This is a genomic window from Aliivibrio sp. 1S128 (assembly GCF_001691065.1).
GTDB lineage: Bacteria > Pseudomonadota > Gammaproteobacteria > Enterobacterales > Vibrionaceae > Aliivibrio.
Window position 1 is genome coordinate 196,288 of record NZ_MAJV01000025.1, and the last position, 26,453, is coordinate 222,740.

General features: G+C 38.4%; 24 protein-coding genes, 1 pseudogene and 1 riboswitch. Of the genes and pseudogenes, 6 read left to right on the plus strand and 19 right to left on the minus strand.

Annotated features, from left to right (window positions below; all coding sequences use genetic code 11):
• Positions 1–4 precede the first annotated feature (4 nt).
• Both A6E03_RS20200 and A6E03_RS05220 read right to left on the minus strand, forming a co-directional pair.
• Positions 5–160, minus strand: coding sequence for a DUF5993 family protein (locus A6E03_RS20200; RefSeq protein WP_176703452.1), 156 nt, complete (start codon positions 158–160; stop codon positions 5–7).
• A gap of 469 nt (positions 161–629) precedes the next feature.
• Positions 630–1,103, minus strand: coding sequence for a hypothetical protein (locus tag A6E03_RS05220; RefSeq protein ID WP_065591920.1), 474 nt, complete (start codon positions 1,101–1,103; stop codon positions 630–632).
• A gap of 136 nt (positions 1,104–1,239) precedes the next feature.
• Here A6E03_RS05220 and potE point away from each other — a divergent pair.
• Positions 1,240–2,340, plus strand: a pseudogene (gene potE, locus A6E03_RS05225) (putrescine-ornithine antiporter); the annotation flags it as partial.
• 69 nt (positions 2,341–2,409) lie between these two features.
• Here potE and A6E03_RS05230 read toward each other — a convergent pair.
• From A6E03_RS05230 to A6E03_RS05265, 8 genes are all read right to left on the minus strand, one after another.
• Entirely contained in the window at positions 2,410–3,285 is an 876-nt protein-coding gene (locus A6E03_RS05230; protein ID WP_065600316.1) for an AraC family transcriptional regulator, read from the minus strand.
• Positions 3,286–3,374: 89 nt separating this feature from the next.
• Positions 3,375–3,593, minus strand: coding sequence for a hypothetical protein (locus A6E03_RS05235; protein WP_065591916.1), 219 nt, complete (start codon positions 3,591–3,593; stop codon positions 3,375–3,377).
• Between the two features lie 2 nt (positions 3,594–3,595).
• Entirely contained in the window at positions 3,596–4,804 is a 1,209-nt protein-coding gene (locus A6E03_RS05240; RefSeq protein WP_065600462.1) for a 4Fe-4S binding protein, read from the minus strand.
• 84 nt (positions 4,805–4,888) lie between these two features.
• A complete protein-coding gene (locus A6E03_RS05245) occupies positions 4,889–5,194 on the minus strand; it encodes a hypothetical protein (protein WP_065600317.1) in 306 nt (101 codons plus the stop codon).
• Positions 5,194–6,708, minus strand: coding sequence for a 4Fe-4S dicluster domain-containing protein (locus A6E03_RS05250; protein WP_065591914.1), 1,515 nt, complete (start codon positions 6,706–6,708; stop codon positions 5,194–5,196). The genes A6E03_RS05245 and A6E03_RS05250 overlap by 1 nt, the downstream gene beginning before the upstream one ends.
• A gap of 14 nt (positions 6,709–6,722) precedes the next feature.
• Positions 6,723–7,829 (minus strand): tetratricopeptide repeat protein, encoded by a 1,107-nt coding sequence (locus A6E03_RS05255; RefSeq protein ID WP_065600318.1) that lies wholly within the window; start codon positions 7,827–7,829, stop codon positions 6,723–6,725.
• 262 nt (positions 7,830–8,091) lie between these two features.
• Complete coding sequence (locus tag A6E03_RS05260; RefSeq protein ID WP_065600319.1) at positions 8,092–8,703, minus strand: toxin-antitoxin system YwqK family antitoxin; 612 nt, start codon at positions 8,701–8,703, stop codon at positions 8,092–8,094.
• Positions 8,704–8,914: 211 nt separating this feature from the next.
• Positions 8,915–9,784 carry a LysR family transcriptional regulator gene (locus A6E03_RS05265; RefSeq protein ID WP_065591911.1) on the minus strand — a complete coding sequence of 290 codons (870 nt, stop codon included), beginning with the start codon at positions 9,782–9,784 and terminating at the stop codon, positions 8,915–8,917.
• Between the two features lie 111 nt (positions 9,785–9,895).
• Here A6E03_RS05265 and A6E03_RS05270 point away from each other — a divergent pair, with 111 nt between their 5' ends.
• Positions 9,896–11,089, plus strand: coding sequence for an MFS transporter (locus tag A6E03_RS05270; RefSeq protein WP_255310584.1), 1,194 nt, complete (start codon positions 9,896–9,898; stop codon positions 11,087–11,089).
• 7 nt (positions 11,090–11,096) lie between these two features.
• On the opposite strand, the gene A6E03_RS05275 is transcribed toward A6E03_RS05270, so the two are convergent.
• The 3 genes from A6E03_RS05275 to A6E03_RS05285 all read right to left on the minus strand — a co-directional run bounded on the left by A6E03_RS05275 (position 11,097) and on the right by A6E03_RS05285 (position 14,195).
• Positions 11,097–12,683 (minus strand): sensor domain-containing diguanylate cyclase, encoded by a 1,587-nt coding sequence (locus tag A6E03_RS05275; protein WP_141677225.1) that lies wholly within the window; start codon positions 12,681–12,683, stop codon positions 11,097–11,099.
• A gap of 325 nt (positions 12,684–13,008) precedes the next feature.
• Positions 13,009–13,551 (minus strand): cobalamin adenosyltransferase, encoded by a 543-nt coding sequence (locus A6E03_RS05280; protein WP_065591909.1) that lies wholly within the window; start codon positions 13,549–13,551, stop codon positions 13,009–13,011.
• 53 nt (positions 13,552–13,604) lie between these two features.
• Positions 13,605–14,195, minus strand: coding sequence for a hypothetical protein (locus tag A6E03_RS05285; RefSeq protein WP_065600321.1), 591 nt, complete (start codon positions 14,193–14,195; stop codon positions 13,605–13,607).
• A gap of 147 nt (positions 14,196–14,342) precedes the next feature.
• A riboswitch (cobalamin riboswitch) is annotated at positions 14,343–14,409 on the plus strand.
• A gap of 62 nt (positions 14,410–14,471) precedes the next feature.
• Between A6E03_RS05285 and A6E03_RS05290 the strand changes: the two genes are divergently transcribed.
• From A6E03_RS05290 to A6E03_RS05300, 3 genes are read left to right on the plus strand one after another with little or no spacing between them, the layout of a single operon-like run.
• Positions 14,472–15,386, plus strand: coding sequence for an ABC transporter substrate-binding protein (locus A6E03_RS05290; RefSeq protein ID WP_065600322.1), 915 nt, complete (start codon positions 14,472–14,474; stop codon positions 15,384–15,386).
• Complete coding sequence (locus A6E03_RS05295) at positions 15,386–16,426, plus strand: iron ABC transporter permease (protein ID WP_065600323.1); 1,041 nt, start codon at positions 15,386–15,388, stop codon at positions 16,424–16,426. The genes A6E03_RS05290 and A6E03_RS05295 overlap by 1 nt, the downstream gene beginning before the upstream one ends.
• Complete coding sequence (locus A6E03_RS05300; protein ID WP_255310585.1) at positions 16,423–17,220, plus strand: ABC transporter ATP-binding protein; 798 nt, start codon at positions 16,423–16,425, stop codon at positions 17,218–17,220. The genes A6E03_RS05295 and A6E03_RS05300 overlap by 4 nt, the downstream gene beginning before the upstream one ends.
• A gap of 82 nt (positions 17,221–17,302) precedes the next feature.
• Here the strand turns inward: A6E03_RS05300 and A6E03_RS05305 are convergent, their stop codons facing one another.
• The 6 genes from A6E03_RS05305 to A6E03_RS05330 all read right to left on the minus strand — a co-directional run bounded on the left by A6E03_RS05305 (position 17,303) and on the right by A6E03_RS05330 (position 23,945).
• Entirely contained in the window at positions 17,303–18,673 is a 1,371-nt protein-coding gene (locus tag A6E03_RS05305; protein ID WP_065591905.1) for an L-serine ammonia-lyase, read from the minus strand.
• A 253-nt stretch (positions 18,674–18,926) separates the two neighbouring features.
• On the minus strand, positions 18,927–19,649 hold the full coding sequence (gene nfsA, locus A6E03_RS05310; RefSeq protein ID WP_065591904.1) for an oxygen-insensitive NADPH nitroreductase: 723 nt from the start codon (positions 19,647–19,649) through the stop codon (positions 18,927–18,929).
• Between the two features lie 141 nt (positions 19,650–19,790).
• Positions 19,791–21,557 carry a transporter gene (locus A6E03_RS05315; protein WP_065600465.1) on the minus strand — a complete coding sequence of 589 codons (1,767 nt, stop codon included), beginning with the start codon at positions 21,555–21,557 and terminating at the stop codon, positions 19,791–19,793.
• Positions 21,558–21,936: 379 nt separating this feature from the next.
• Positions 21,937–22,560 carry a bifunctional 4-hydroxy-2-oxoglutarate aldolase/2-dehydro-3-deoxy-phosphogluconate aldolase gene (locus tag A6E03_RS05320; protein ID WP_065591903.1) on the minus strand — a complete coding sequence of 208 codons (624 nt, stop codon included), beginning with the start codon at positions 22,558–22,560 and terminating at the stop codon, positions 21,937–21,939.
• 76 nt (positions 22,561–22,636) lie between these two features.
• Positions 22,637–23,575, minus strand: coding sequence for a sugar kinase (locus A6E03_RS05325; RefSeq protein WP_065591902.1), 939 nt, complete (start codon positions 23,573–23,575; stop codon positions 22,637–22,639).
• 34 nt (positions 23,576–23,609) lie between these two features.
• Positions 23,610–23,945 carry a cupin domain-containing protein gene (locus A6E03_RS05330; RefSeq protein WP_060993237.1) on the minus strand — a complete coding sequence of 112 codons (336 nt, stop codon included), beginning with the start codon at positions 23,943–23,945 and terminating at the stop codon, positions 23,610–23,612.
• A 339-nt stretch (positions 23,946–24,284) separates the two neighbouring features.
• On the opposite strand from A6E03_RS05330, the gene A6E03_RS05335 reads away from it, so the two are divergent.
• Complete coding sequence (locus A6E03_RS05335) at positions 24,285–26,453, plus strand: heparinase II/III family protein (protein ID WP_065600324.1); 2,169 nt, start codon at positions 24,285–24,287, stop codon at positions 26,451–26,453.

The window sequence follows — 26,453 nt, forward strand, 5'->3', positions numbered from 1 at the left end:
TCACCTACAGTAAAATGGACAGAGGATCTGTCGCGTGATGATGAAACCAATACAAGCCAATAATGACTGAAGCGGTAAATAAAACGTAACTGGTGCTTTTTTTGCCACTAAACGCGCAGAGCATTGCAACGAGTAGGAGCAAGAAGATTAAACTCATCATAAGTTAACACTTCCTTTAGTTATAATTTAATTGAATACCCTAAATCCTATGTTGGATTGATGAGTACCTGACTTTAATTTTTACTTTCGAGATCTTAAATATAGGTTGAAAATGACATAAATTCATATAATTGAATGTAATGTTCAGACTGATCTACTTTTCATTGGTGAGTGTAAATAAATAAAACAGCGATGAAAGTCTCTTTATTGAGGATAGGACTATTTAAAAACATCTTTCCGGCAATGGGAGGTTCTATTGATTCATGAGGTGAATGGTAAGGCTAAAAGGAATTTATACGTTATGAGTGATAATTATAGATATTATTATGGTGAGAAAAATTAGAAACTAAATATGTTTCTATTCAATAATAGTATAAAAGTAAATGTTGGTTTTATTCTTTATTAATATAATTGTGAGTTTGAATTATTTTAATAAAATTAGTTTCTTTTATATTAAGTGTATGTCATATTTAAATCTTACTGTATTTCGTTTCTTTTTTTGTATATAAATAGTGAGATAAATAAACCCCTCTGTTTTGCCATGAATAATACCTTATGGCAGAATCTTTACTTGAATACATCGTTTTTTTACATTTCATGCACTCGATAAAATAGATACCTTCCTTTATTTTCATAACATGCAGTTTTCTTGAATGGCATTTAGAGCAACTTAACCTACTTATTTTGGATGCTTTGTCTATTTTTCGGCAAAAGCTTTCCAGATCATCATTTTCTAATGATTGATATATACCCTCTGAATTTTCTTCATGTGAAATCAAGTTGTTAAGAGCATAGGAATAGACTGCTGGTATGTTGCAAGTGTTAGATTCCATTCTATTAATTTTTGATAAAGGAACGCCAAATAGCTTTGATAGATAAGCTGTATTTAATTCAAGTAAAAATCGAGCAGCAATAAATTTATAGTGGGTATTAATATCATACATAGTTATCTTCCTATAATATTTAAATACAATTAATATTATGTCTAATTTTTAATCATCTATGATTTGTTTTTTTTAGAATATAAATTAGTAAGTAAAAATATGCAACTGTATATTTACAGAATGACATAAATGTACAGCTTCTTATGCCTTTGGTGATTCTGGTGCTTTCATGGCGGGGTGGACTTATGGCCTATCTTTACTAATAGCAAACATCGCCATCGCCATTACCTCAGTTGGTTATGCTCAAGCATTTTTTGAAATATCGTTAACACCTATTCAAACTTGTATCGCTACAATAGGAGTTTTGTGGTTATGTACTGCGGCTAACTTTGGTGGTGCAAAAGTCACAGGCCAGATTGGTACGTTTACCGTTTGGGGGGTAATTTTACCGGTATGTAGTTTAGGGATTATTGGTTGGTTCTGGTTTAGCCCTGAGATGTACGTTAACTCTTGGAACCCACATAGCTTACCATTTGGTGAAGCGGTGAGCGCCTCAATTGCGATGACATTATGGGCATTCCTTGGGTTAGAATCAGCTTGTGCGAACAGTGATTCAGTTGAAAATCCAGAGAAAAATGTGCCTATCGCGGTACTTGGCGGTACGTTAATTGCTGCTGTGGTTTATATAGTATCTACTAACATTTGTGCGGGTATTGTTGAGAATGGTGCATTAGCCGCATCAACCGCGCCATTCAGTTTGGTATGGCAAGTAATGCTTGGCTCTTGGGCTGGTAAAGCGGTGGCAGGTTTAGCCGTGATTGCATGTACAGGCTCTTTATTAGGGTGGCAGTTTACTATCGCCTCTGTGTTTAAAAGCTCGGCTGATGAAGGTTTCTTTCCAAAGGTATTCTCTGAGATTGATCAACGAGGAACACCAGTAAAAGGAATGGTCATTATTACGGTAATTCAAACGGTACTGTCGTTAATGACAATCAGTCCAACGTTAAATGAACAATTTGAATCGCTAGTGAACTTAGCGGTAGTGACTAACGTAGTGCCTTATATTTTATGTATGGCAGCTATTTTTATCATGCAAAAATTCGCTCATGTTAGTAAAAAAGAGATGAGTAAAACGAATTTTATTGCGGTAGTTGCTGCGGTATATAGTTTCTATGCTCTTTATGGGGCGGGTTATGACGCAATGATGTGGGGTTCTATTGTTACTTTCTTTGGTTGGACTATGTATGGTTTTATCGCATACAAACATGAAGATGTAGAAACTGAACACGTTAAATAGAAATCTCAAAGCCACAACCCCTGCATTTCGTTAGGCTGAAATGAAGGGGTTGTTTGAATAAATAGACAGTTATTTTTGATGTAACCCCATTCGACATAATTGACGGAAATCTTTTGGACTGACATCAGTGTGGCGTTTGAAAAATTTAGTCATATTTGTGGCTTCATTAAATCTCAGTTGAGTCGCAATTTCTGAGATCGAATGTTGGCTAAAGGCCAGTAAACGCTTGGTTTCAAGAAGAACTCGGTCATCGACAAGTTCTTTTACGCTTTCTCCTGAATTATCTTTTGCCAATTTATCTAATTGCTTCACGCTTTTTCCTAACGCTAGCGCGATGTCACTTGCCGAAGGGCGATCATAAAAGTGAGTTTCAATATGGTTTTTTAAACGATAGAAATCATTACTTCCAATGGTTTGATTTACGGGATTAAACTCACTTTGGAACGTAGGGACAACTACTTTTAGCATGATTGAACGCAATAAATTACGAATAATTTCAGCTTTGAATTCAGAGGTCGATGTAAACTCTTTTACCATCGTTTCAAATAGTGAACCGATATCATCACCAATATTATCAATCCAGTTAAGGTGTCCTAATGCCATGATCATTAAATCAAAATAAGGGTCATTTTTACCACAAGATAAAAAAGTACAATTGAAAGGTAAAACATAACCATCAACCGTGCGCTCTTTAGCAAACGAATGGACTTGGTTCTTGCCTAATGTGAGTAAAGTACCTGCTCGAATAATGTGTCTTTTATGGTCAATATAATGAAAACCTTCGCCTTTTGATACGTAAATTAAGGCACTAAAATTAAGACGGTGAGGTTGAGAAACGTCATCAATTCCTCTTAAATCATACAGCTCAGAAATTCGGAAAATATACGGATTTGCTAATGCCGTATCAGATCGTAAGCGTTCGATAGGAATGCATTTGTCGTTCATAGGTAGCTCAAAAAAGTGAGATTAAAAGCGGGCTTCTAATCTCCATTTAAATAATGTCATATACTGAAGTTTACATTAAAGCGTTGATTTCAGTATTTCTCGTGTGACATATCTTCGGCCATTTTCTTGAAATCTATCTTAGGCTTAGCCTTTTCTGGAACGATAATTTTCTTTGTTTGGCTTGTTACTGTATGCAGCAATTGATTATGACTCTGTTCGCTTGAGAGAGCCATAAAACTTAACGTTAACTGAAGTAAAATCACAACAGAAGACAGAATAAAAAATACCAGTGAAATATGTTTTCTCATTGCTATTCTCCTTTCTCTTTTTTGGAGGACTTATGTTTTTTTGTTGCGTTATTTCGTATTTGTTTTACCCAGTTTTTATTAAAGACAATAAAATCTGTCATCGCGTTGATAGGGCATAAACTTTGGCACCATGGACGACGAACCACTAACGATGTAAGTAAGATCATAACGGTTAAAACAAATAAATACATTCCTCCAATCATGCCAAATGCAATGCCAAAAGGTTCATAAATAAACTCTGCTGGGCTTCTAAAATACGCGCCCATACACAGCGTGGTTAGTAATAAAACTCTTGGAAACCAAATAAAAAATTGATGGCGAATAGGGGCGGATTTTGCGTTGCCAACTTTCGCTAAACATTGTTGTACTGCACCAAAAGGGCATAAACTCTGACAATAAATATTACGATTGTAATAGAGGATATAACCGACACTTAATATCAATAAAATAAACGGTGTATAATTGGCGACACCAGATATCCATGAACCGAAAAGCAAGCCTCCCATCGTGGATGAGGAATATAACGAGGCTGAATGAAAACCAAATAGAATGGTTGAACCAAAGAGTAGCCCTGCGTTAAATTTGGCTTTATAAGCAGACCGAGAACGGTTAATCCACACGGCACTAATAAAAAAGACGACGGCTGCAAAATCTAACCATTTTACATAATCTAAAACAGAAGATTTACTGACCAAGCGTTTTCCATACAATTGTTCACGAATAAGGTCAGCGGATTGATTTACCGCGTGAACATAAGCTTGTGATGTGAGTGTCGCGCCTGAAATGGCATCAAATTCTAATAAATGTTCAATAGAATTACCGAGTAATTCCTCTGGTAGTTTCTCTTCTACTACTTTGTCAAAATACGATGATGTTTCTTTAGAAGACAGTAGAGCGAGGCTTTGTATTGTTCCATCAGGAAGAAAAACACTACCCACGGTTAATTCCCCCCCATAGCCAATACCAGAGCCAAAGCTAACCCACTTTATGAGCTTATCATCCGTTGTATTGTTAGAGATTATTTTGAATAACAGAGGGGTAACCTCAACAATTTTCTCTCCTTTTTCTGTGATATGTTCAAAGAACTGGGATTGAGAATGGTTAACGCGTAATCCACCAAGAAACCATGATAAAAGTAAGAGTAATATCGACGATATACTAAGGATTTTATCGCGATTTTTATTTCTCTTCGATGAGGTTTGTTTTGCCATATAAATGATAAGCCACAATGCGTATTAGTGCTTGTGGCTTATTCCTTTTAATAATTAAATTATATATATTTCAGAGTGATGACTTTACATCTTAGGCTTTAATGCAACTAAAATACGAAGTAAAACTGCCCCTGCGATGATTAACCCTGTCCCTGCAAATCCTAAGAAATACCAACCTGCTAATCCTTCATTTTCGCCAAGTAAGGTAAATGCGCCAGCAATAGTTAAGATAATGGATGCCCACCAACCGCCAACTAACGCCCATTTCCACCCTGTCATTCCGAGATTAAAATGTTTTGCCCATTGGTTTGCTCCTGCAAATACCCAAACTTGCAGTGCGCCTAATGCCATCCAAAAAAGTGGATCGAGTACCGTAGATTGTGGAAACATTAGAAACCCTCCCAGTTACCATCGTAATCCCATGTCTTTTCAACCTTGAGATAGTTTTCACTTCGCATCCATTCTGGCGGTTGGTGATAACCTGCAAAGCGGCCACCATTCCAGTCACCGTGATAGGCTTCTGCTTCTGGGTAATAGAAGAAATTGTGTTGCATTGCGAGTAAGGTTTTACGAGTTAATCCAGTTGGATCTCTAGGATCGGCTTCTTTCACTAATGCATGAATCCAGTTGTTCTTACGAGTGTATGGACACACGGCAATACAGACTCGGCAACCCATTGCACTTTCGGTTGGGCCTTGACGCCACATTGTCCAGCAGCTGTCTTGGTTAAATTCAAATTTACGATAACCGCGCACGATAGCATCTGGTTTATCGGCTTTACTGATTGAACCGCTTGGACAAGAATCTGCACAGATTTTGCACTCTTCACAGAAGTGTTTCACCTTGGTATCAATCGGTTTATCCGCTTCCATATCGAGTTCAGTGATAACGGCAGCAAGGCGAATGTTTGGGCCTAATTCTGGGGTTAATAAAATACCATTACGAGCGGCTTCGCCCATACCAGCTTGAATTGCCAGAGGGGGGACTACGATCTCATAATCAGATCCCGGCCATTGTGGACGAGCCGCATAACCGAGCTCACCAAGGTAAGCAGCCATCAAACCTGAGGCGTTTTTTGCACGGAAGTAACCGTCGTATGAGGTCGAATAACCAATAGCAGCATACATTGGATCCCAGTTCATTGGTGTTCCAAAAATGATGACGTTTTTCCAATGTTTAGGGATACTGTCATCCCAATCTGGCATTCCACGCATGGTATTTTTGAATACAAAATTCGGGTCTAGTTTTGTAATACCAACCACACTCATGCCAAATTTGAAGGCCATTTTCTTGATCAAATCAGCGGCGTGTTTTGGTGACTTAAATTCCTGTTTTTCACGTTTAACCCATTGGAAATCAACCTCGTCTGGGTGGCCTTGTGGTTTTGGTGGGAAATCACTATAAACACCACGCATATAAGCGGCTGAATAAGCCCAACCTAAGGCAAAGCGATCACGATGCTTTTCAAAATTTTGAGCGTGTTCTGCTTTTTCTTCAAATGATTGATACATATCAGCCCAACGCTCTGGATAGCGTGAGTAATATTCGCGTACACCATCGTGTGGAATATCGCGCCAATCTTGGGTTGGGATCCAACCATTTTTCATTTCTGCGCCAAGTACGCGAGTTCGATGGAATAAGAAGTCTCCCCATTCAGGACGGATGAGTTCTGAAGCTACTTCCATCGTTGGTGCGACATCGACACGAAATGACTCACGGTTAAAGAACATATCTTTGCCGGCTTCTGTGCGTCCATAACCGACGTTTGCATCAGGATCTCGTCCTAATACAAAGCCCGCTCCTGCGGCGGCCCCTACCGTTACGGTTGCGGCAGCAATGCCGCCTAATTTTAGAAAGTCGCGGCGAGAAGTGCTCGCGATTTCTTGGTGATTGTGTTGTTTCACAATAGCTCCAATGGTTAACTTAATTCGAGAATATCGAGGCTCAATTTTTTATTCATTGTATTGAGTAGCTCTCGATGAGTAATTTTGAAATGGGCAGATAGCTTGTTTAGCTCAACCATAATAATTTGTGCATTGCTCCATTGTTCGGTATGAAAGTAACAAAGGAACAACTGTTCTAATGACCATTCATCATGAGGTTCAAATACAAGCAATTGTTTAAGATCTGGTTCTAATTTGGTGTAGTCTTTAATGTCTGCTTTAGCATGAGCTCGAATATTAAGGACATCGAAACAAGAAGGATTGACCGATAGATAATGGTCTAGTGCTTCAATGGCTTCTTCACAACGTCCATTTTGATGAGCTGAGATCCCAGCAAGGCGGACTAATTCCATAGAGACGACTTCATTATCAAAGGCTGCCGTTATCCATTGTTCAGCCTTAGTTTTTTCACCTAAGGCTAAATAACTACTGATCGCAGTGATGTAAGTTGAAATGAGTTTTTTATCTAAAAGGTGAGCTTGTTCTGCATAGGTTACTGCTTGAAGGAAATTACCTTCTTGATAATACAGACCAGATAGATTTTGATAACCACCGACAAAATCGGGTGCTATCTCAATACTCTCTTCAAAACAGTCTACCGCCTGCTCCATATTACCGAGATAAAGGTGGGTAAAACCAAGATGGCAATGTGTCATTGGATTGGTGTTATTGAGCGTAAGCACTTCTTCAAAAATTGCTTTAGCTAGATCATAATCACCGAGCTGTTGGTAAACTAAACCACATTTTGTTTTGAAATCCTCTTCAGGTAAGACTTTTTTATGATGATTGATCATCGACATAGCTAATTGGCATAGCTGTGCAGCCATTAAGGTTTCAAATAGAAAACTGAGTGTGGATGAAGTAAATGACGTCTTTTGAAGTACATCACTTAATACGAGAGTGAATGCCTCATGTTCTAGCCAATCAATTTGGTTTTTATCTTGCTTCTTCTTATCGAGAAATTGGGCACTCAGAAACATAAGCTTATCGTTCAGCTGCTCTTCCATGAGTTTTTCTGTTGGGAGATCATCAATGTGGCTATGTATATACAGGTAAAGCTCAAGCCATTTACTGTTTATCATGCGGTTTTATTGTCCATACTAAAATATCAGGAGGATTTTTCAGTATAAACAAGGTGGTTAAAAGGTATAAAATACCCCAAAATAGGTAGTATTTATCCCTTTATCAATAATTATGATTTTGATCAAAAGATGATGGTTACTTCTTCAGCAGGGCGTCGTGATATTTTATCTCGTTTCCTATAACGAAGTAGATAAAGTAAAGCCCTTAGCATGATACGCGTAAGGGCTTTTATAAAGTTATTCGTTACTAGGTAGCTAGGTATTAACTCTCAGGTAACCATGTTTGCTCTGAAACAATCTTTTGATTTTTGAACGTCAATTGTTCTACTTTATCGCCGTTATTATTCCAATGAGTGACTGAACCATCTTTAATTTTACCGTTATCATAATTGGCTTGGGTCGCTTTTTTTCCGTTAGCATAGTAGCTAGTGTATTGACCGTCTTTTTGGCCGTCATCATAGCTGATGGTTAAGTTTTTCTCGCCATTGTCATACCAACGAGTTGCCTGACCATCTAGCTGATTATTCTTATAAGTAAATTCAGTTTTCTTTTGACCATTAGCATACCAAGTCTGCATGTGGCCATTTAATTTGCCGTCTTTGTAATTAAGAGTCGACGCCATTTGACCGTTTGGATACCAATTACTTTCAGTACCAATCTCTAAGCCTTTATTGAATTGTGCTTTAGTTGAGATTTGTCCATTATCGTATTTTTGAACGAATGCCCCTGTGTATGGGCTTTCTTGGTTAACTTGATAAGCTACGCCATTACGCATTTGTAAATAATCAACAGTACTGTCTTTTGGTGCTGTTGCTGCGTAACTGGCACCAGACACTGCACTTAGAGCAAGTAGAACAGGAATATATTTCTTCATAGTGGTACCTCATTTTTCGCTAACATTTCATATGAACGGCTATGGTTTTGGCTTATATCGCTCTCATCATTTTTATTATTTTGATGTTTAAAGCTAAGCTGGTATTCAATATTCCACTTATTTTTAGTAATGTCAGTATCGAATTTGGTAGTCATAATTTTCATTTATGAGGTGTTAATTTAGGGAACTTTTCGTGCTTCTTGGGGTAGTACTAGTGGTTTTGTTTCACAAAGTCTAAGAAGGTTCTGTCGGCTTTAGATAGGTAACCGTTCTTTCTCCATGCAATCGAAATATCAAGAAAAATAGGATCACTAAAAGGAATAGAGACAATATCGGGCTCGTTCTCGGTGGCCAGTTCTAACAAGGCACTAATGGCAAAGTCTCGTTTTACAATTTTCAGTATTACTGGTAATAGGTTGGTTTCAAAAGAGAAATTAGCGGTCAGTTTCTGTTGTTGGCAAATGGCATCTAACCTTTCTCTATGAAAATACCCTTGTTTAAACATGACTAATTCTTGAGAGAAAAACGCTTTAAATGACAGCGTTTCTTTTGTTGCAAATTCATGTTCAGGACTCACCACTGCAACCATTTGAGATCGTAATAAATGGTCAGAATCAAGGGCGTCAGGTAAGTTTCTTACTTGAGTAATCCCAAGATCTATCTCCCCATCAAGTAACATTTTTTGAATTGATTGAGCCCCTGCTTCTACCATGGTGAGTTTTAATTTTGGGTATCGGCTTTTAAAGGCCATCAGTACATCTGGAAAGTAATAGGTTCCCATTATGCTAGGTACCCCCAATCGAACTTCGCCTTTTTCTAATCCTCTTAATTCCTTCATGGCAAGGGTCGCATCATCCAATTGTTGAAGAATGAGCTTAGCGTGAATGAGCAACGTTTCACCTTCATGAGTTAACGCTATCTTTCGATCATTACGGCGGAACAAATCGAGTTCTAATTCGTTTTCTAACTTTTTGATGGCAACGCTTAGTGCTGGCTGAGCAATATGGAGGGAATGAGCAGCGTGAGTGATGTTTTTATGCTCTGCAACTGCGACAAAGTATTTCAATAATCGTGTATCCATGAATTAATCACCATAACTAAAAACTATCAAATCGATAATTATTATATATTTTCATTATTTCAATGAACTTGCTACTGTTTTGGTATTGTTTTCCTGATGATGATCACTGAGATGATTGAGTTTCGTAGTAAAGCCTATTACCAAGTAAGTGCCGCATTAGCATTCGGCTCATTTTTAGTTTTTTGTAATTTGTACTTGTTCCAACCAATGTTGCCAGTATTAGCATTGCATTTCTCGGTGTCTGCAACACAGATTAATTGGTTATTAGCCGCAGGGACATTTACTTTAGCCTTAATGTTACTTCCTTGGGCTATTACATCGGAAATAATAGGCCGTCGTAAAGTTCTTTTTATCAGCCTTTTTTTATTACCTGCTATTGGATTAACGTCCTTACTGACTGATGATTTAACGCTATTGATAATTAGTCGTGGGTTAATGGGCATGGCGTTAGCTGGTTTTACTGCGGTGGCTGTCGCTTATATGGCTGAAGAGTTTTCAGCTAAAGCGTTTAGTCATGCTATTGGGGCTTACATTAGTGCTAATTCATTAGGTGGGATCTCTGGGCGTATTTTTGGCGGTATGCTTACGGATCATTTTGATTGGCAAACGGCGGTGGTTTGCATGGCAATACTTAGTTTGATTGGGGCGATTGTCGTGGCTTTAGTATTACCGAAACAAGAACAACCTAGCGTGCCGAGTGCATCATTATCTCAATATCATAGAATTATTTTTCAGCATTTAAGAAACAAGAAGATATTTTTTGCGATGCTTATTGGTGGTGTTAATTTTGCTCTGTTTGTCAATTTGTACACTGTAACGGGTTTTCGATTAGTGAGTGAACCTTATTTTTTACCCATTAGCATCGCTTCAATGATCTTCTTATGTTATCTCTCTGGTACGGTTAGTTCTCGTTTAGTGGGAATATGGAATCACCACTTTACCCCTGTGCTAGGTATGTTTTTTGGTACGTTGATTAGTTTATTAGGAATGCTGGTAGCAAGCAGTGATTCTTTAGTTGTCATTTTGATAGGCTTAAATATATTAAGCTTTGGTTCGTTTTTTACGCATTCATTAGCGTATGGCTGGGTGAGTCAGCAGGCGGATAATGCTAAATCAACAGCAACGGCTTTATATCTTGTTCATTATTATATTAGTGGCAGTTTGGGTGGTTTTTATTTAACGTATTGTTGGCAGCATGGAGGGTGGGATTTAGTCATGTTAGGGTCAAGTTTGTTGTATGGTGCGGTGTTCCTATTTTGCTGGCGCTTGTATCGTTACACCCATACTAATAGGGTATGGGTGTAACGGATGTTTATCGGCTAAATACTTGATATCCATTTTTACCTGAACGCTTAATGTAGTACATCGCTTCATCGGCGTTATGCATTAAGTCGTTGATATTTGAGCCATGTTCAGGATAGAAAGCAACACCGATACTGGTGTTCAACATATGTTGTTCGCCATCAAGTTTTAATGGTTGGTGAGATAAATATAAATAGGCCTCAACTTGTGAAATGATGTCTTTTGTATCTTCTACATTATAAATAAGTATGGCAAACTCATCACCGCCAATACGAGAAACATAAGCATTAATGGAGAATGCATATTCTAGGTTTTTAGAGACCGCTTTTAATGCGAGATCACCAACACTGTGGCCAAAGCTGTCATTTAAATCTTTGAACCCATCAAGATCTATATAGATTAACGCTAATTTTGAACCTGTACGCCGTGCATCTTGTATTTTCCAATGGAATAGTTTTTTGAAATATCCACGGTTAATCAGCCCCGTTAAACTATCATGGTGAGCCAGTTTTCTTATTTCATTATGATCTATGCTCTTTTTAAGCTGCAATCGAGCGATAACATAGGACATTGAGAATGAAAAGAAGACCATGCTGATTAAAATATAGATATCATTGGTCGATGTTTTTTCTAATGGCCACTGGTTTGAATACGGAGAGTACGTAATTAAACGCCAGCACGTATCATTTTTTATAATATGAATGTCTTTGAATGAATCAAGATTCTTAGGGTAAGAGAAAACAGAATCAAACGTTAATACCCCGGAGTCTAGAGCGAACTGCCCCTTTTTGTGTGTGTTTACACAATTAAATTCTTTGGGGAAAATATCTGAAAACGTTTGATTTTTACGTGTAGGGAACATAAACCCAAATTCAAGTTCTGGTCTTTTGTCATAAAATAGGAAGTAATTATTACTATTTATTAACATGTGATGGTCTTTGTTATTTAGATTAAATATTTTTAAGCCATCAAGAAGATGTTTTGCTAAATAGTTAAGAATCACAATGCCACGTTTATGACCGTTTTTATCGTATACAGGTGTGCTCAACCTTATCATCGGTTTATGTGGAAGCTCAATTTTATTGTGTTCAATGTTTAAATCAAGAATGGATATATAGACATCGCTATCGTGTAATTTTAAGCTGTCTTTGAAATAATAACGGTCTGCTTTATTTTGAAGTTGCTCCTTTGGAACAACAGATGGAACGCCATTATTATAGTTAATACGGATGATTTCGTTTCCTTTTAAATCAAGGTAACGAAGTTGATCATAAAGACCTTTACGCAAACTGAGGGCCATTGCATTTAACTCGGCCAATTCGGTCATTTCTTTATTATTTTTGTCATAAGCTTGGTTAATTTCGATAAAGTCAGATAGTAATAAAAGGTCTTGCCCAATACTATTTAATGTCATTGAAATATATTTTTTCTGAGCAGCAACAACGGCTTTTTGTTCATACTTTATTTTATTAAGAGATGTTTCATTTTCAGAGTATTTATAAAAATAGAATACAGAAAGTAGGATGATAAACATCAATAAGGACAAAAGAAGAAAGTTAGGCCAAAAAAGGTATTTATTAGGCTTATTTAATTTCATTATTCTATTCACTTATAAATATAAAAATAAGGTAGTGGTATATAGGTCATTATGAATGAGACATCACTAAATTGTACAAGGAAACTATAAAGGGAGACTTTACCACTCAATAAGCATTTATATCAATATTTTAGAATCGGAAATAGCATCAAAAATTATAATCGTGGTAAGGAATGTTTAAATAACTGAAAGGTTGTTACAGCGTTGGTACAACTGTAACAATATTGGCTATTGATTTCATTGTTAATAACGGTTGTGTATATTTATTGCATATTTTATTTATTATATTAGGTTGACAAAAAATATGTTGAAATTAATCATTTGATTAAATTTTCGGTGGCATAGGATAATTAATACTGACGTATTCAGGCTCTTCTATTCCAGCTTCTTGGTTTAATACGCGTGTTAGCACGAAATAGTAGTTAGCGAGTACATTGGCAAAACGAGGTAGGGTTTCTGGTATCTTTTTTGTGGTTAATTTATCTATTTGAACCAAAGTACGAACCACTTTTTTACTTAAGCTACGACATTGGTGCAGTTGAATTACGGGACCGGTTCCTCTTGGAAGAACAAAGCGTTTTCCTTTATCTTCAACTTGTTTTTTAAACGCGATCATTTCAGCGAGCAGTTCTTGTACGTCTTCTTCAAAAATACCGCATTTACCACGAATTGACCCATTTAAATGAAAGATCTTTGGCTGTAAACGCTCTAGAGATCCTCTTACTTGAACGTGAGTGATTTGAGAAAGTGCTAAACCAGTATAGGCACATAGCTCATCGGTTAGGATCTCAAAATCACACAGTGGACTGTCTTCAAAAATAAAAGGGTATGAAAGCTCACCAACCACACCAGATGCTTTTAGTGCCATAATTAAATCACTTAGTTATCAATAAAGAGTGAACGTACTTTATCACGTATTATCTAGGATTGATTATCCTTTTCTTGGCTTAGTAGCTGTAAAATGTTGTCGTGATTTTTATTCGTCATTTCAAGAGATAGGGCTGAATTTTCGATTGCTTTTGCCATGGTTGAAATATTGGTAGTCGCTTGTAATAAGGTATTTTGTAACGGGCGAAGAATAAACCAATAGAAGCAGGCAATAATCGCGACCAAGGCAAGGACAACGATAGCGAGTAATAAAATGACTTTAAAAGTTAGGTCATCAAAAAATTGTGCACTGGTTGTAGAAAGGGTTTCTTTTGATTCTTTTAAAAAAGTGGGTAACGATTGAAGTGAATCAGATGAAACATCGACAAGGTTATTGATGTTTTCTATTGTTTTATGAATGTTTTGTTGTTGCTCTGGAGTGAGGTTTCTATTTTGTGCGATGAGCTCAAGAGAGTCAGCCATTTTTAGCATTGCTTGTGCGCCTTGTTCGGCAGATTGCTCAATGCCTTTGATATCAATCATGGCGTTAATCGTCACAAGAGGTTGAGTGGTGACGGGTTCTTCTGTATTTGCAAAACTAGCAGAAGTGAACATGGCTATCAGAAACAGCAACGAGTATTTCATTTTTAATCCTTTAAATAAAACATCCTATATAGGGTTACTATAGAAAAAAATGGCTTCTATTACCATTGCTTAACGCTAAGAAAACAAATGCTTTCAAGGTATAAAGATAGAATATATAGCGACAGCGAAGTACAATACCGCATCTTCGGAATACGGTGAAAGTCCGTAACGGGCGCGCCACTGTAAGAGTATATTAAGTACTTAAGTCAGATACGAAGAGCAAGGCTTACAATGAAGTAAGCCATTTTATTAGGTACGCGATTTACAGGAGTTGCCATGCATTGGCCTGCGTTTAAGCATTTTTTTATCTTATCTTTACTTGTTTCATTTCCGTCAATGGCTGAAACGGTATATCCGTTGGCTTTAATTGATGGTTTAGGAAAGCAAGTCATTATCGAAAAAGAACCTAAAAAGATTTCTTCTAAAACCCTTTTTACTGATGCGGTGTTATTAGAGTTAGTCGATGAACATTCGCTATCAAGCCTCACGGATTTAGCCAGTAACCCTAATTACTCTGCGGTAAAAGACATTCTTCCAAAGTCTGTTCCCTTATTGGCTCTAAATGTTGAAATGATCATTGCGAATCGTCCTGATATTGTTTTTGCTGCCAATTGGAGTGATGCGTCAAAATTGGCGATAATTGAAAGTGCAGGCATTCCGGTTTATCGAATTCAAACCCCAAAAACGATTGCTGAGATCGAAGCTGAGATATTACGTGTTGGTGAAATAGTTAATAAAAGCGAAGCGGCTGAAAAAGTCATTACTAAAATGAAGGCACGGTTAGCTCAAGATGTGGTTAAACCGAAACAAAGATTAACGGCACTCGATTATAACCCTTGGGGTACTTCTAGCGGGCAAGATTCCACATGGGATGAAGTATTAGAACAAGCGGGTCTAGATAATGCGATTGAAGGATTAGTGAGTGATAAATACGGACAAGTGCCAGTATCAAAAGAAATGGTGATTGTGATTAATCCTGATGTGTTATTTATTCCTGCCTGGGTTTATGGTGATGACAATGGAGCAGAGCATTTTAGACAAGAAGTTATGTCTGATCCGTCATTGCAATCGGTCACTGCGATTAAAGAAGGGCGTGTGTATCAAATGCCTCATGTATTAAGAAGCGTTTATAGTCAGTACATTATTGATGCTGTTCTTTTTGTTAATCATTCTGCGTATAAGAAACTCTAATGCCTTTTTATCGTTTAACATCATTTCAAATTATTATCTCAGTCAGTCTGTTTATTGGTCTTTTTTTGGCTTACCTCAGCCTTGGAGCAGTGCATATCCCAGTTTTCGATATATTGGCGATGTTTAAGAGTTACTTACTTAATGGTAGCGAACTCGCAGCAAAAGAATACCCATTAGCTTCTGCGATTGTAATGCACATTCGCTTACCTAGAGCGTGTGCCGCTATTCTGGCTGGTGGTGCATTGGCGTTGGCGGGAGCTTGTACTCAGGGCTTATTTAAAAATCCATTAGCCAGTCCTGATGTACTAGGTGTGAGCTCTGGCAGTAGTTTTGGGGCGGTCATCGCTATTGTATCTGGCTTCTCGTTTATGAACCCGATGTGGTTACCTATTTTTACTACGGTGGGGGCATTAGCGGCATCAGCATTTATTTATGTGCTTGCATCTCGTCATTCATCCTCTCAAATCTTGTTTTTAATCTTAACGGGTTTGGCGCTTTCTAGTTTATTGGGTGGCGCTCGAATGGGCTTGTTATTAATGGCGCAACAATACGAAGTCAGCCAATTTGTCTTTTGGGCAATGGGTGGTTTAGATGGGCGTATGTGGCAACATTTATTATGGCCAACCCCTGTTATTATCATCGTTTCAATTTTGCTCTTAAAAGAGAGCCGCGCCTTAAATTTATTAGCATTAGGTGAAGAAAGCGCGCACGGTATGGGGCTTAATGTAAAGCAGACCCGATTCAAATTATTGATGTTCGCTACTTTGTTAACGGCAATGTCGATAGCGATAGCCGGACCAATTGGTTTTATTGGTTTGATGGTGCCACATTTAGTGCGTTTATTGGTTGGGCCTACGCATGAAAAGCTGTTGCCGTTCTCTGCCATTTTTGGTGTTATTTTCTTGCTCGTATGTGATTTGTTAGGCCGTTGGATTATTGCGCCAAATGAGTTGAAAGCGGGGATCATTACCTCGTTTATCGGTGGTTGTTACTTTATCGGTTTGATTATTCGATTCCAAAGAAAAGGGCGTTTAGCATGAGTAAGATGAATTCAAAAGAAGCGCTACTAAACGTATTAAACCTCAGCTATCAAGTCGGCTCTAAAACGCTATTAAAAGGCATTTCGTTTTCAGTGAATGCAGGAGAGTTAGTTGGGATTATTGGCCCTAATGGCGCCGGTAAAAGCACCTTGATGAAATGCATCAGTGGCTTTCAAACGTATTCACAGGGTGACATTTTAATTAAAGGTGAATCGTTATCGAGCCTTTCTCATATAGAACGTGCATTAAGCATGAGTTATTTACCCCAATACAGTGAAGCTGCATTTCCATTTAGCGTGATGGAAACCATTGGGTTAGGGTTTCATGCAAAGCAACAGAAAGAACTTATTTCTAAAGCCGTGATTAAAGAACAAAGCCAAGCTGCCTTAGAAAGAGTCGGGATTGGGCATTTAAGCTCTAGAACCGTGACAGACTTATCTGGCGGAGAAAAACAGCTAGTGCATTTTGCGCGATCATTAGTGCAAGGAACGCCATTAATGCTGCTTGATGAGCCAACCGCCAGTTTGGATATTGGCCATGAATCTCAGTTAATGAATGTACTCCATAAAGAGTGCAAAAATGGAAAATCCGCCTTGGTTGCGATTCATAATCTAAATACCGCCGCCGAGTTTTGTGATCGTCTAATCTTGGTTAACCAAGGTGAAGTGATGGCAGAAGGTAAACCTAATGATGTGCTGTGTGAAGAGAATATTCGAGCTTTATATCAAGATTTAGTGATGGTGTCTCACCATGCGGTGACAGGGAATACGATAGTGTCGCCGTATAAAAAATAATTCAATATTTAGATAGTAACTATAAAAAATCCAGAACCTCGTTTGAGAGCTCTGGATTTTTTTGTTTATTGGTTAGATGAAATTATTCACACGGTGGTGCCATGTGAATTAACGCCAAGCCACCTAAAGAAGTTTCACGGTATTTTCGATTCATGTCTTTACCTGTTTGGTACATGGTATCAATCACTTTATCTAGCGAGATTAAACACTTACTTGTGCGCTTTAAGGCCATACGAGACGCGTTAATTGCTTTCATTGAACCCATTGCATTACGCTCGATACAAGGCACCTGAACGAGGCCTCCAATCGGGTCACACGTCATGCCCAATGAGTGTTCCATTGCAATCTCTGCCGCCATACAAATCTGTTCATTACTGCCACCGCGAAGCGCAGTTAAGCCTGCTGCTGCCATTGAGGATGAAACGCCGACTTCACCCTGGCAACCCACCTCAGCACCAGAAATCGACGCATTGGTTTTGTATAAAATACCAATCGCGCCAGATACCGCTAAGAAGTCTTTTAATTGCTTGGTGTCTAGCTCTTTAATGAAACGATGGTAATACATCAATACACCAGGAATAACCCCCGCCGCGCCATTGGTTGGAGAAGTAACAACTTGTCCACCAGCGGCGTTTTCTTCACTTACTGCAAAAGCAAATAAATTAATCCAATCCATGATCTCCATTGGGTCGTTTTCAATAGAGGCATTTGCTTCCAGTTTTTTTAATAATGCAGGTGCACGGCGGACCACGTTTAAGCCGCCATCAAGAATGCCTTCGGTTTGAAAACCACGTTCCATACACAATGACATTACTTTCCAGATTTGATCTGCTTTCGCATCAATCGCTTCCATTGGTTGGAAGGCTACTTCATTACGTAGTACAAAAGCGCCTAAACTTAATCCTTGAACTTCTGCTTTTTCTAGCATTTCATCCGCTGATTTGAATGGGAATTCAACCTCAACATTAGTGGTGCTTTTTCCATTCGTTAATTCATCTGCGGTTGCAATAAAACCACCACCCACAGAGTAATAAGTTTCGATGGCAAGCTGTTGGCCTGCCGCATCAAAGATTGAAATCGTCATGCCATTTTCGTGCAATGGCAAGTTGGTTTTATGAAAAAGCATATCAGTTTCATAATCAAAAATGATTTCATGATCACCGGCAACGGTAAGTACTTTGTCTTCAATGGCTTTTTTCATCGCCAAATTTGCGCTAGTAATCTTGATGGTGTCAGGGCGGTTGCCTAATAAGCCTAAAATAGTCGCGCGATCGGTGTGGTGGCCGATACCCGTCAGCGAGAGCGACCCATATAAATCAACTTGAACACGAGAAACTTGCGCTAAATGTGGCTGAATAAGTTGGGTGAAGTTGTATCCAGCAATCATAGGACCATTTGTGTGTGAGCTTGATGGCCCAACGCCAATTTTGTAGATATCAAAGATAGACAGCATAAGACATTACCTATTTTAGAGTTGCAAAACCAGGAATATAAATGTGTGAGCGGCATTTACAGGCATTGCTATTATAATTATTAAGTTTAGTTGTTTTGTAGATTTGTGCTGATACCAATTGAATTTCGTTAGTTGGTATCAAAATTAAAAATCCCAAGTACACATAATGATAACTCGGGATTAATGAGGCGGAAAGTAACACGAATATGGAAGGACAAATACCCCAAAAAAGAAGGGGTAAAGGGTTTATTGATTACTTAATCGCTAGGCCTTTGTTATTCAAGTACCCCTTGATATGAGGGCGTGACTCTTGTGACAACTTGCCTGTGATTTGTTCTGACCATGAACTTTGTTTTTGATTACTGCTACGTGTTGCATAGTATGTCGACATGATGTCGTCGTATTCATGGATTTTTCTTTTATCTAATGGCTGATATGTATTTTCATGAACAATGACATCAGGACTTAGACGTGGTTTCTTTTGTGGTGTTTGAGCGGGATGGCCTAAACACATACCAAAGAGAACTGCCGTGTAATTTGGCAACTCAAGTAAATTATCGACTTCTTGCGCATGAGTACGTAAACCCCCAATATACACGCCACCGAGGTTCATTGATTCTGCCGCTAATAAGCAATTTTGAGCCATGATCCCTGCATCAACAGCTCCAATCAGGGTTAGTTCTGTATATTCCGCTTTTACTTCTGAGTTCATTTCATGGTGACGTTGAAAATCAATACAAAAGACCAAAAACTCCGCAGCGCCTTCCACATAAGGTTGCCCACCAGAGAGTTCAACCAGTGCTTTACGTTTCGCTATATCAGTAACACGAATAATCGAATTTACTTGAAGTAAGCTAGAAGAAGAGGCTGCAATACCGGCACTGATGATGGTATCTAATTGTTCTTTAGAGATAGGTTCGTTAGTGAAAGAACGAATAGATCGGTGGTTTAAAATCGTATCGATAACTGGGTTCATAAATAGTCCATCATTAAATAAAGAGTATAAAAAGCTAATTATAGCGTGATTAGTTACCTCTATTATTAACACAATGTTATATCAAAAAAAAAGCCTTGCTAGGAGCTGCAAGGCTTTTGATTATAGGGATTTTGATATTAATCAGTCATTAGTAGCAACTGTTTTTGGGTTAGCCCCATTTTTTGACGCATTTACAAGTAGAATACCAACACTTAATACGATTGAACCACATAGAAGGAAGAGTAGTCGACCTGTTGGTTCGTTTGGAATTAATGCCATCGCTAAGATACCAAAACCTGCGGTGCTGATAAGCTTACCAAGCATAGAGCGTTGTTTTGTATCTAAGTTTTGTTGTTCTTCACCTTCAGCAACAAGCGGTGTGTTCCAGTTAGTAAACAATGTATCAACTTCTTTCTCACGCTCAGCTGATAAAGGTTTATAGAAGAACTGCGTCGCTAAGAAGAAGCCACCAGTGAAGACTACGTGTGCAGCTAAGCTTAAGCCAACTTTAAGATCTGCCCATTCACGGCCAGTTAGATTCTGCTCTAGACCAAATAGGTGCTCAATATCTCCTGCTTGTAGAGAAATACCGAAGATGTAAGAAACAAAACCACCGACAATCAATGTAGTCCAAGCTGACCAATCTGGTGTTTTACGAACAATCATACCTAGGAAGATTGGAATAAGCATAGGGAAACCAATTAACGCACCCACGTTCATTACAATATCAAATAGGCTCAAGTGACGTAACGAGTTAATGTATAGGCCAATCGCAATAATGATTATACCCATTAGAATCGTCGTTAGCTTACTTACAATAACGAGCTCTTTTTGCTCTGCATTCTTACGAAGAACAGGGCTGTAGAAGTTCATTACGAAAATACCAGCGTTACGATTTAAACCTGAATCCATAGAAGACATCGTTGCTGCAAACATCGCTGACATTAATAGACCAACCATCCCTGCTGGCATCACGTTTTGTACGAATGCTAAATAAGCTGCATCACCGGCTTTATCGCCCATTGACGCGTACTCTAATGCAAAATCAGGCATAAATGCACTTACATACCAAGGTGGAAGGAACCAAATAAGAGGACCAACAACCATTAGGATGCAAGCAAGACCAGCGGCTTTACGAGCATTTTCACTGTCTTTAGCACATAAGTAACGGTAAGCATTGATACTGTTATTCATTACACCGAATTGTTTTACAAAGATGAAGACAACCCATAGTACGAATACACTTACGTAGTTGAGGTTATTCCCCAACATGAAGTCACCTTGGAAGTTATCGACAATATTTGTGATACCACCACCGTGAAAGTAAGCGGCAACAGCACAGGTAATCGTCACTGCCATGATAACTAACATTTGCATGAAGTCAGAAGCAACAACGGCCCAAGAACCCCCCGTTACCGACATGATTACTAATACAACACCGGTAAAGATGATGGTTGTTTCCATTGGGATGTTAAATACAGCAGCAACAAAGATGGCTAAACCATTTAGCCAAATACCCGCAGATATTAAGCTGTCTGGCATACCGAACCATGTAAAGAATTGCTCTGAAGTTTTACCAAAACGCTGTCTGATTGCTTCAATTGCAGTCACAACACGTAGTTGACGGAACTTTGGAGCGAAGTACATGTAGTTCATGAAATAACCAAATGCATTGGCTAAGAACAGAATTACAATAACAAAACCATCGGAGAAAGCGCGTCCTGCGGCTCCAGTAAACGTCCATGCTGAGAATTGTGTCATGAAAGCGGTTGCACCAACCATCCACCATAACATTTTGCCGCCCCCTCTAAAGTAATCACTAGTAGAGGTTGTAAACTTTCTAAACATCCAACCAATTGCGATTAAGAAGAAGAAGTAGGCGAGAACAACAAGAGTATCGATAGTCATTTTTTTCAGCCCTTTAAGTATCATAATTAACTGATATCTAGATTACCTTGTTTAAATTTTATTTGTACTACAATATGTCTTTATCGTGATCTGAAACGTATGTTTTTTAATGTTAATAAATGAATAATCTTATGATTTAATATTATCATAATAATTTCAATTACTTAGGGTCTATCTTTATTTTGGATAAATACTTGCTTTTAATTTATATAGTAATACAAATGGGTGATGTCCTATTTTTATAAATTAAAGAGTTTGATGTAAGTATGAAGAGTAGAAAATGGGTAAGATAAAATAAGCAGAATAGTTTACGGAGGTAATATAACAAAAGCGAGCCATTGGCTCGCCTGATAAATAGTAAGAATTTGTTAATTTTTTATTAGTTTACACGAGCAACAGCATCACGCACTAATTCACCTAATTCTTCCCATTTTCCTTCGTCAATTAGGTTTGTTGGGACCATCCAAGTGCCACCACAAGCTAAAACAGCAGGAATAGAAAGGTAGTCATCAATATTTTTTAAACTTACGCCACCAGTAGGCATAAATTGCACAGGATAAACCGCGGTTAATGCTTTAAGCATAGCGACACCACCTGATGCTTCGGCAGGGAAGAATTTCAGTGTACGCAAGCCCATGTCCATTGCTTGCTCAACCAAGCTTGGGTTATTTACACCAGGTACGATAGGCATCTTTTTATCTAAACAATACTGGACTGTACGTGGGTTGAAACCAGGACTAACAATAAAGTCCACACCCGCTTCAATTGCTTGGTCAACTTGTTCATTGGTTAAGATCGTACCAGCCCCAATCAGCATTTCAGGGAACTCATCACGCATAGCACGGATGGCTTCTGCTGCACAGGGTGTTCTAAACGTGATTTCTGCGCATGGCATGCCATTTTCAACTAATGCACGGCCAAGAGGGATGGCATCTTCCGCTTTATTGATTGCAATTACAGGGATAACTTTAAGACTTGCTAGTTGTTCATTTAAGGTTGTCATGATTACACTCTCATGTTGAATTTGATTAACGACACGCACCTAAATCTGAATACTTATTTAGGTAACGCATTAAAAATTATAAAGATAAATCAGGCATGGCATCACTTGGAATGATGGCGCCTTTATATTGGATCACAGTGCCAGCCACAACGTGTCCTGCATACGCCGCTTCAAGCGCGTTGCCGCCACAAAAACGTTTTGCTAAAAAGCCTGCACTGAATGAATCACCAGCGGCTGTTGTATCAATGATTGTTTCTTTCTCTACAGGGTAAGGGGCTACATAATTTGCTTTATCGTTTTGTACGACTAAACAATCCTTACTTCCTCGTTTAATAATGAGTTCATTAACACCCGATTTTGACGTTCTTTCAATGCACTGCTCAAGATGTTCATCACCGTAAAGGGCTTGTTCATCTTCAAAAGTAAGTAATGCAGTGTCTGTAAGCGCTAATATTTTTAAATACCATGACACGGCTTCAGATTGGTCGCTCCAAAGTTTAGGTCGGTAATTATTATCAAACAGAATTTTTCCGCCTTGAGCTTTATATTGCTCTAAAAATGCCAACAGTACGTGACGTCCGTTATCAGTGAGGATAGCGATAGAGATCCCACTGAGATAAATAGCCTCAAAAGAAAAAAGGCGATCTAAAAGCTGTGCAGTATTTTCTTGGTCGAACAGATATTTAGCTGCGGCATCGTTACGCCAATAATGGAAAGTGCGCTCACCCGTATCATCGGTTTCGATGTAATACAGACCAGGCTGTTTGCTATTTAACTGAGTAACAAGATCCGTATTGATCCCTTCGGCGTTCCACTTTTCTAGCATATCAAGACTAAAAGGATCATTGCCTAATGCCGTTACATAACTGACATTAACGCCTTTGCTTTTGGTTAAGCGCGATAAATAAAGCGCCGTATTTAATGTATCACCACCGAATGTTTGTTTAAGCCCATTTTCGTTTTTCTGTAGCTCAACCATGCACTCGCCAATGATCGCTATGTTTAATGATGTCATATGCTTACCTTAGCAACTGAGGTTGCGCTAGTGGTTATTTTAAGAAATCTTCGCGTGCTGGTGAAAACATATCAAGTAAAATACTGTCTTGTTCAAGGGCGACGGCACCATGAATAAAATGTTTAGGAGCAATATAAGCATCACCCGCAGTAAGTACATGCTTCACGCCATCAACTTCAGCTTCAAAACTACCACTAACGACATAACCAATTTGGTCATGGATTTCATGAGAGTGAGGAGCACCGATAGCACCTTTATCAAAGCATAAATGAACAGCCATTAGTTCATCTGTATAGCCGACAATTTTGCGTTTGATGCCGCCACCTAGTTCTTCCCACGGGTTTTCTTGTAATTTAAAAAAATTATTCATAACGCTTCTCCTAATGAAGGTATCAACTAAATTTATTGTTTCGATGGGAAGAACTATAAGCTAATAATTTAATTTGTAATACAATATAGTTTATTTTGTGTGATGTGAATCAAATAAGAATTTACTTACTCTCGATTTTTACGATTATTTAATGACCTGTTACAAAATTCATATCATTTAAAATCAGTTGTTTATATTGTTTTGTGTGATTGTCATCATTGTTTGATAACGCTAAGGTGTTACTAAAGCTAATATTGTATTACTTTATATGAAGTTTGATAATTTAGTTAACGTATAGAAATTAGATACTCTTTATTGAGATTGAGGGTGAAAAAGAATATGACTACACAACCAATTTTACTTACGGATGCCGAAATAGAGCAACTTCATCTAGAAGTTGGGCGTTCTACTTTAATGGGTAACACCATTGAAGCGCATAAAAAAGATGTTGATGCATTTATGCAGCTTCCGTTAGATGTTCCTGGTCACGGAGAGGCGGGTGGTTACGAACATAATCGCCACAAACAAAACTACACTTATATGAACCTTGCTGGCCGTTTGTTTCTTGTCACTAAAGATGAGAAATACGCCAATTTCGTGAAAGCGTTATTAGCAATTTATGCAGATAAATACCTAACATTTGACTTCCATGTACAAAAAAACACAAATCCAACGGGTCGTTTGTTTCACCAAATCTTAAATGAACATTGTTGGTTACTATTTACTAGCCTTGCTTATTCTTGTGTTGCATCAACCATGACAGAAGAAGAGCGAAATACGGTTGTAGAGCGTATCTTTGAGCCAATGCTTGATATGTTTACCGTTAAATACGCACACGACTTTGACCGTATTCATAACCACGGTATTTGGGCGGTAGCTGCTGTCGGTATCTGTGGTTTAGCAATTGGTAAGCGTGAATATTTAGATATGTCAGTTTATGGCATTGAACGTAACGAAACTGGCGGTTTCTTAGCGCAAATATCTGAATTGTTTGCTCCTTCTGGTTATTACATGGAAGGGCCTTATTACCATCGTTACGCGATTCGTCCAACGTGTGTATTTGCTGAGGTTATCCACCGTCATATGCCTGAAGTTGATATTTATAACTTCAAAGGGCAAGTGATTGGCAATACAGTACAAGCAATGCTTTCAACCGCATACCCAAATGGTGAGTTCCCTGCATTAAATGACTCATCTCGTACTATGGGTATCACGGACATGGGCGTTCAGGTGGCAGTGAGTGTTTACAGCAAGCACTATGAACTTGATGAAAATATCTTAGGCATGGCAAAAATACAAGACCGTGTTTGGATGCACGCTTGTGGTTTAGAATTATCAAAAGCGTATGAAAAAGCGTCAGAAAATCATGATATTAATATGCCTTTCTGGCCGAGTGTTGAGCTAAATGAAGGCCCAGATGGTCACTTTGGCGCACAAGGCTTTATCCGTATGCAGGATAAAAAAGGCGATGTATCTCAACTTGTTATGAATTACGGTCAACATGGTATGGGTCATGGTAATTTTGATACGTTGGGTATTACCTTCTTTAATCGCGGTCAAGAAGTGTTGCGTGAATATGGTTTTTGTCGTTGGGTAAACGTAGAGCCTAAATTTGGCGGTCGTTACCTTGATGAAAACAAATCGTACGCTCGTCAAACCATTGCTCATAATGCAGTTACCGTTGATGAGCAATGCCAAAACCACTTTGATGTTGAACGTGCAGATAAAGTACATGGCTTACCTCACTTTTTTAAAGTAGAAGATCCAAGTATTAATGGTATGAGCGCATTTGCTAATGATCATTATGATGGTCTTGATATGCAACGCAGCGTCTTTATGTTGAAGCTTGATGAACTTGAATCGCCACTGTTGCTTGATCTTTATCGCGTTGTTGGTGAAGGAGAGCATCAATACGATTACTCTCACCAGTATGAAGGTCAGATAGTACGTACTAACTTTGAGTATCAAGCAAACAAAGAGCTGAATACGTTAGGCAGTGATTTTGGTTACCAACACTTGTGGAATGTGGCAAGCGGTGCAGTAAGCGATACTGCTCTGGTTAGTTGGCTACAAAACAATACTTACTACACATGGTTAGGCACAAGCTCGAATGCTAACAATGAAGTGATTTTTACTCGTACCGGTGCGAATGATCCAAGCTTTAACTTGCGCAGTGAACCCGCGTTTATTCTTCGTAGTAAAGGTCCATCAACGTTATTTGCATCAGTGCTAGAAACACACGGCTATTTCAACGAAGAATTTGAGCAATCTGTTAATGCTCGCGGCGTGGTAAAAAATATTCAGGTTATTGGTCACACAGTAGTAGGGTCGGTTGTTGAAATTCAGACAGAACACTCTAATGTAACGGTGATGATAAGTAATCAGTTTGGTGCAACAGAGAATACCGCGCACACCGTAGAATTAAATGGAAAATCATACAGTTGGACAGGCTTCTATTCGCTAGAAACGTCTTCATTAGAAAAAAATACGATTAAGCAGGAGAAATAA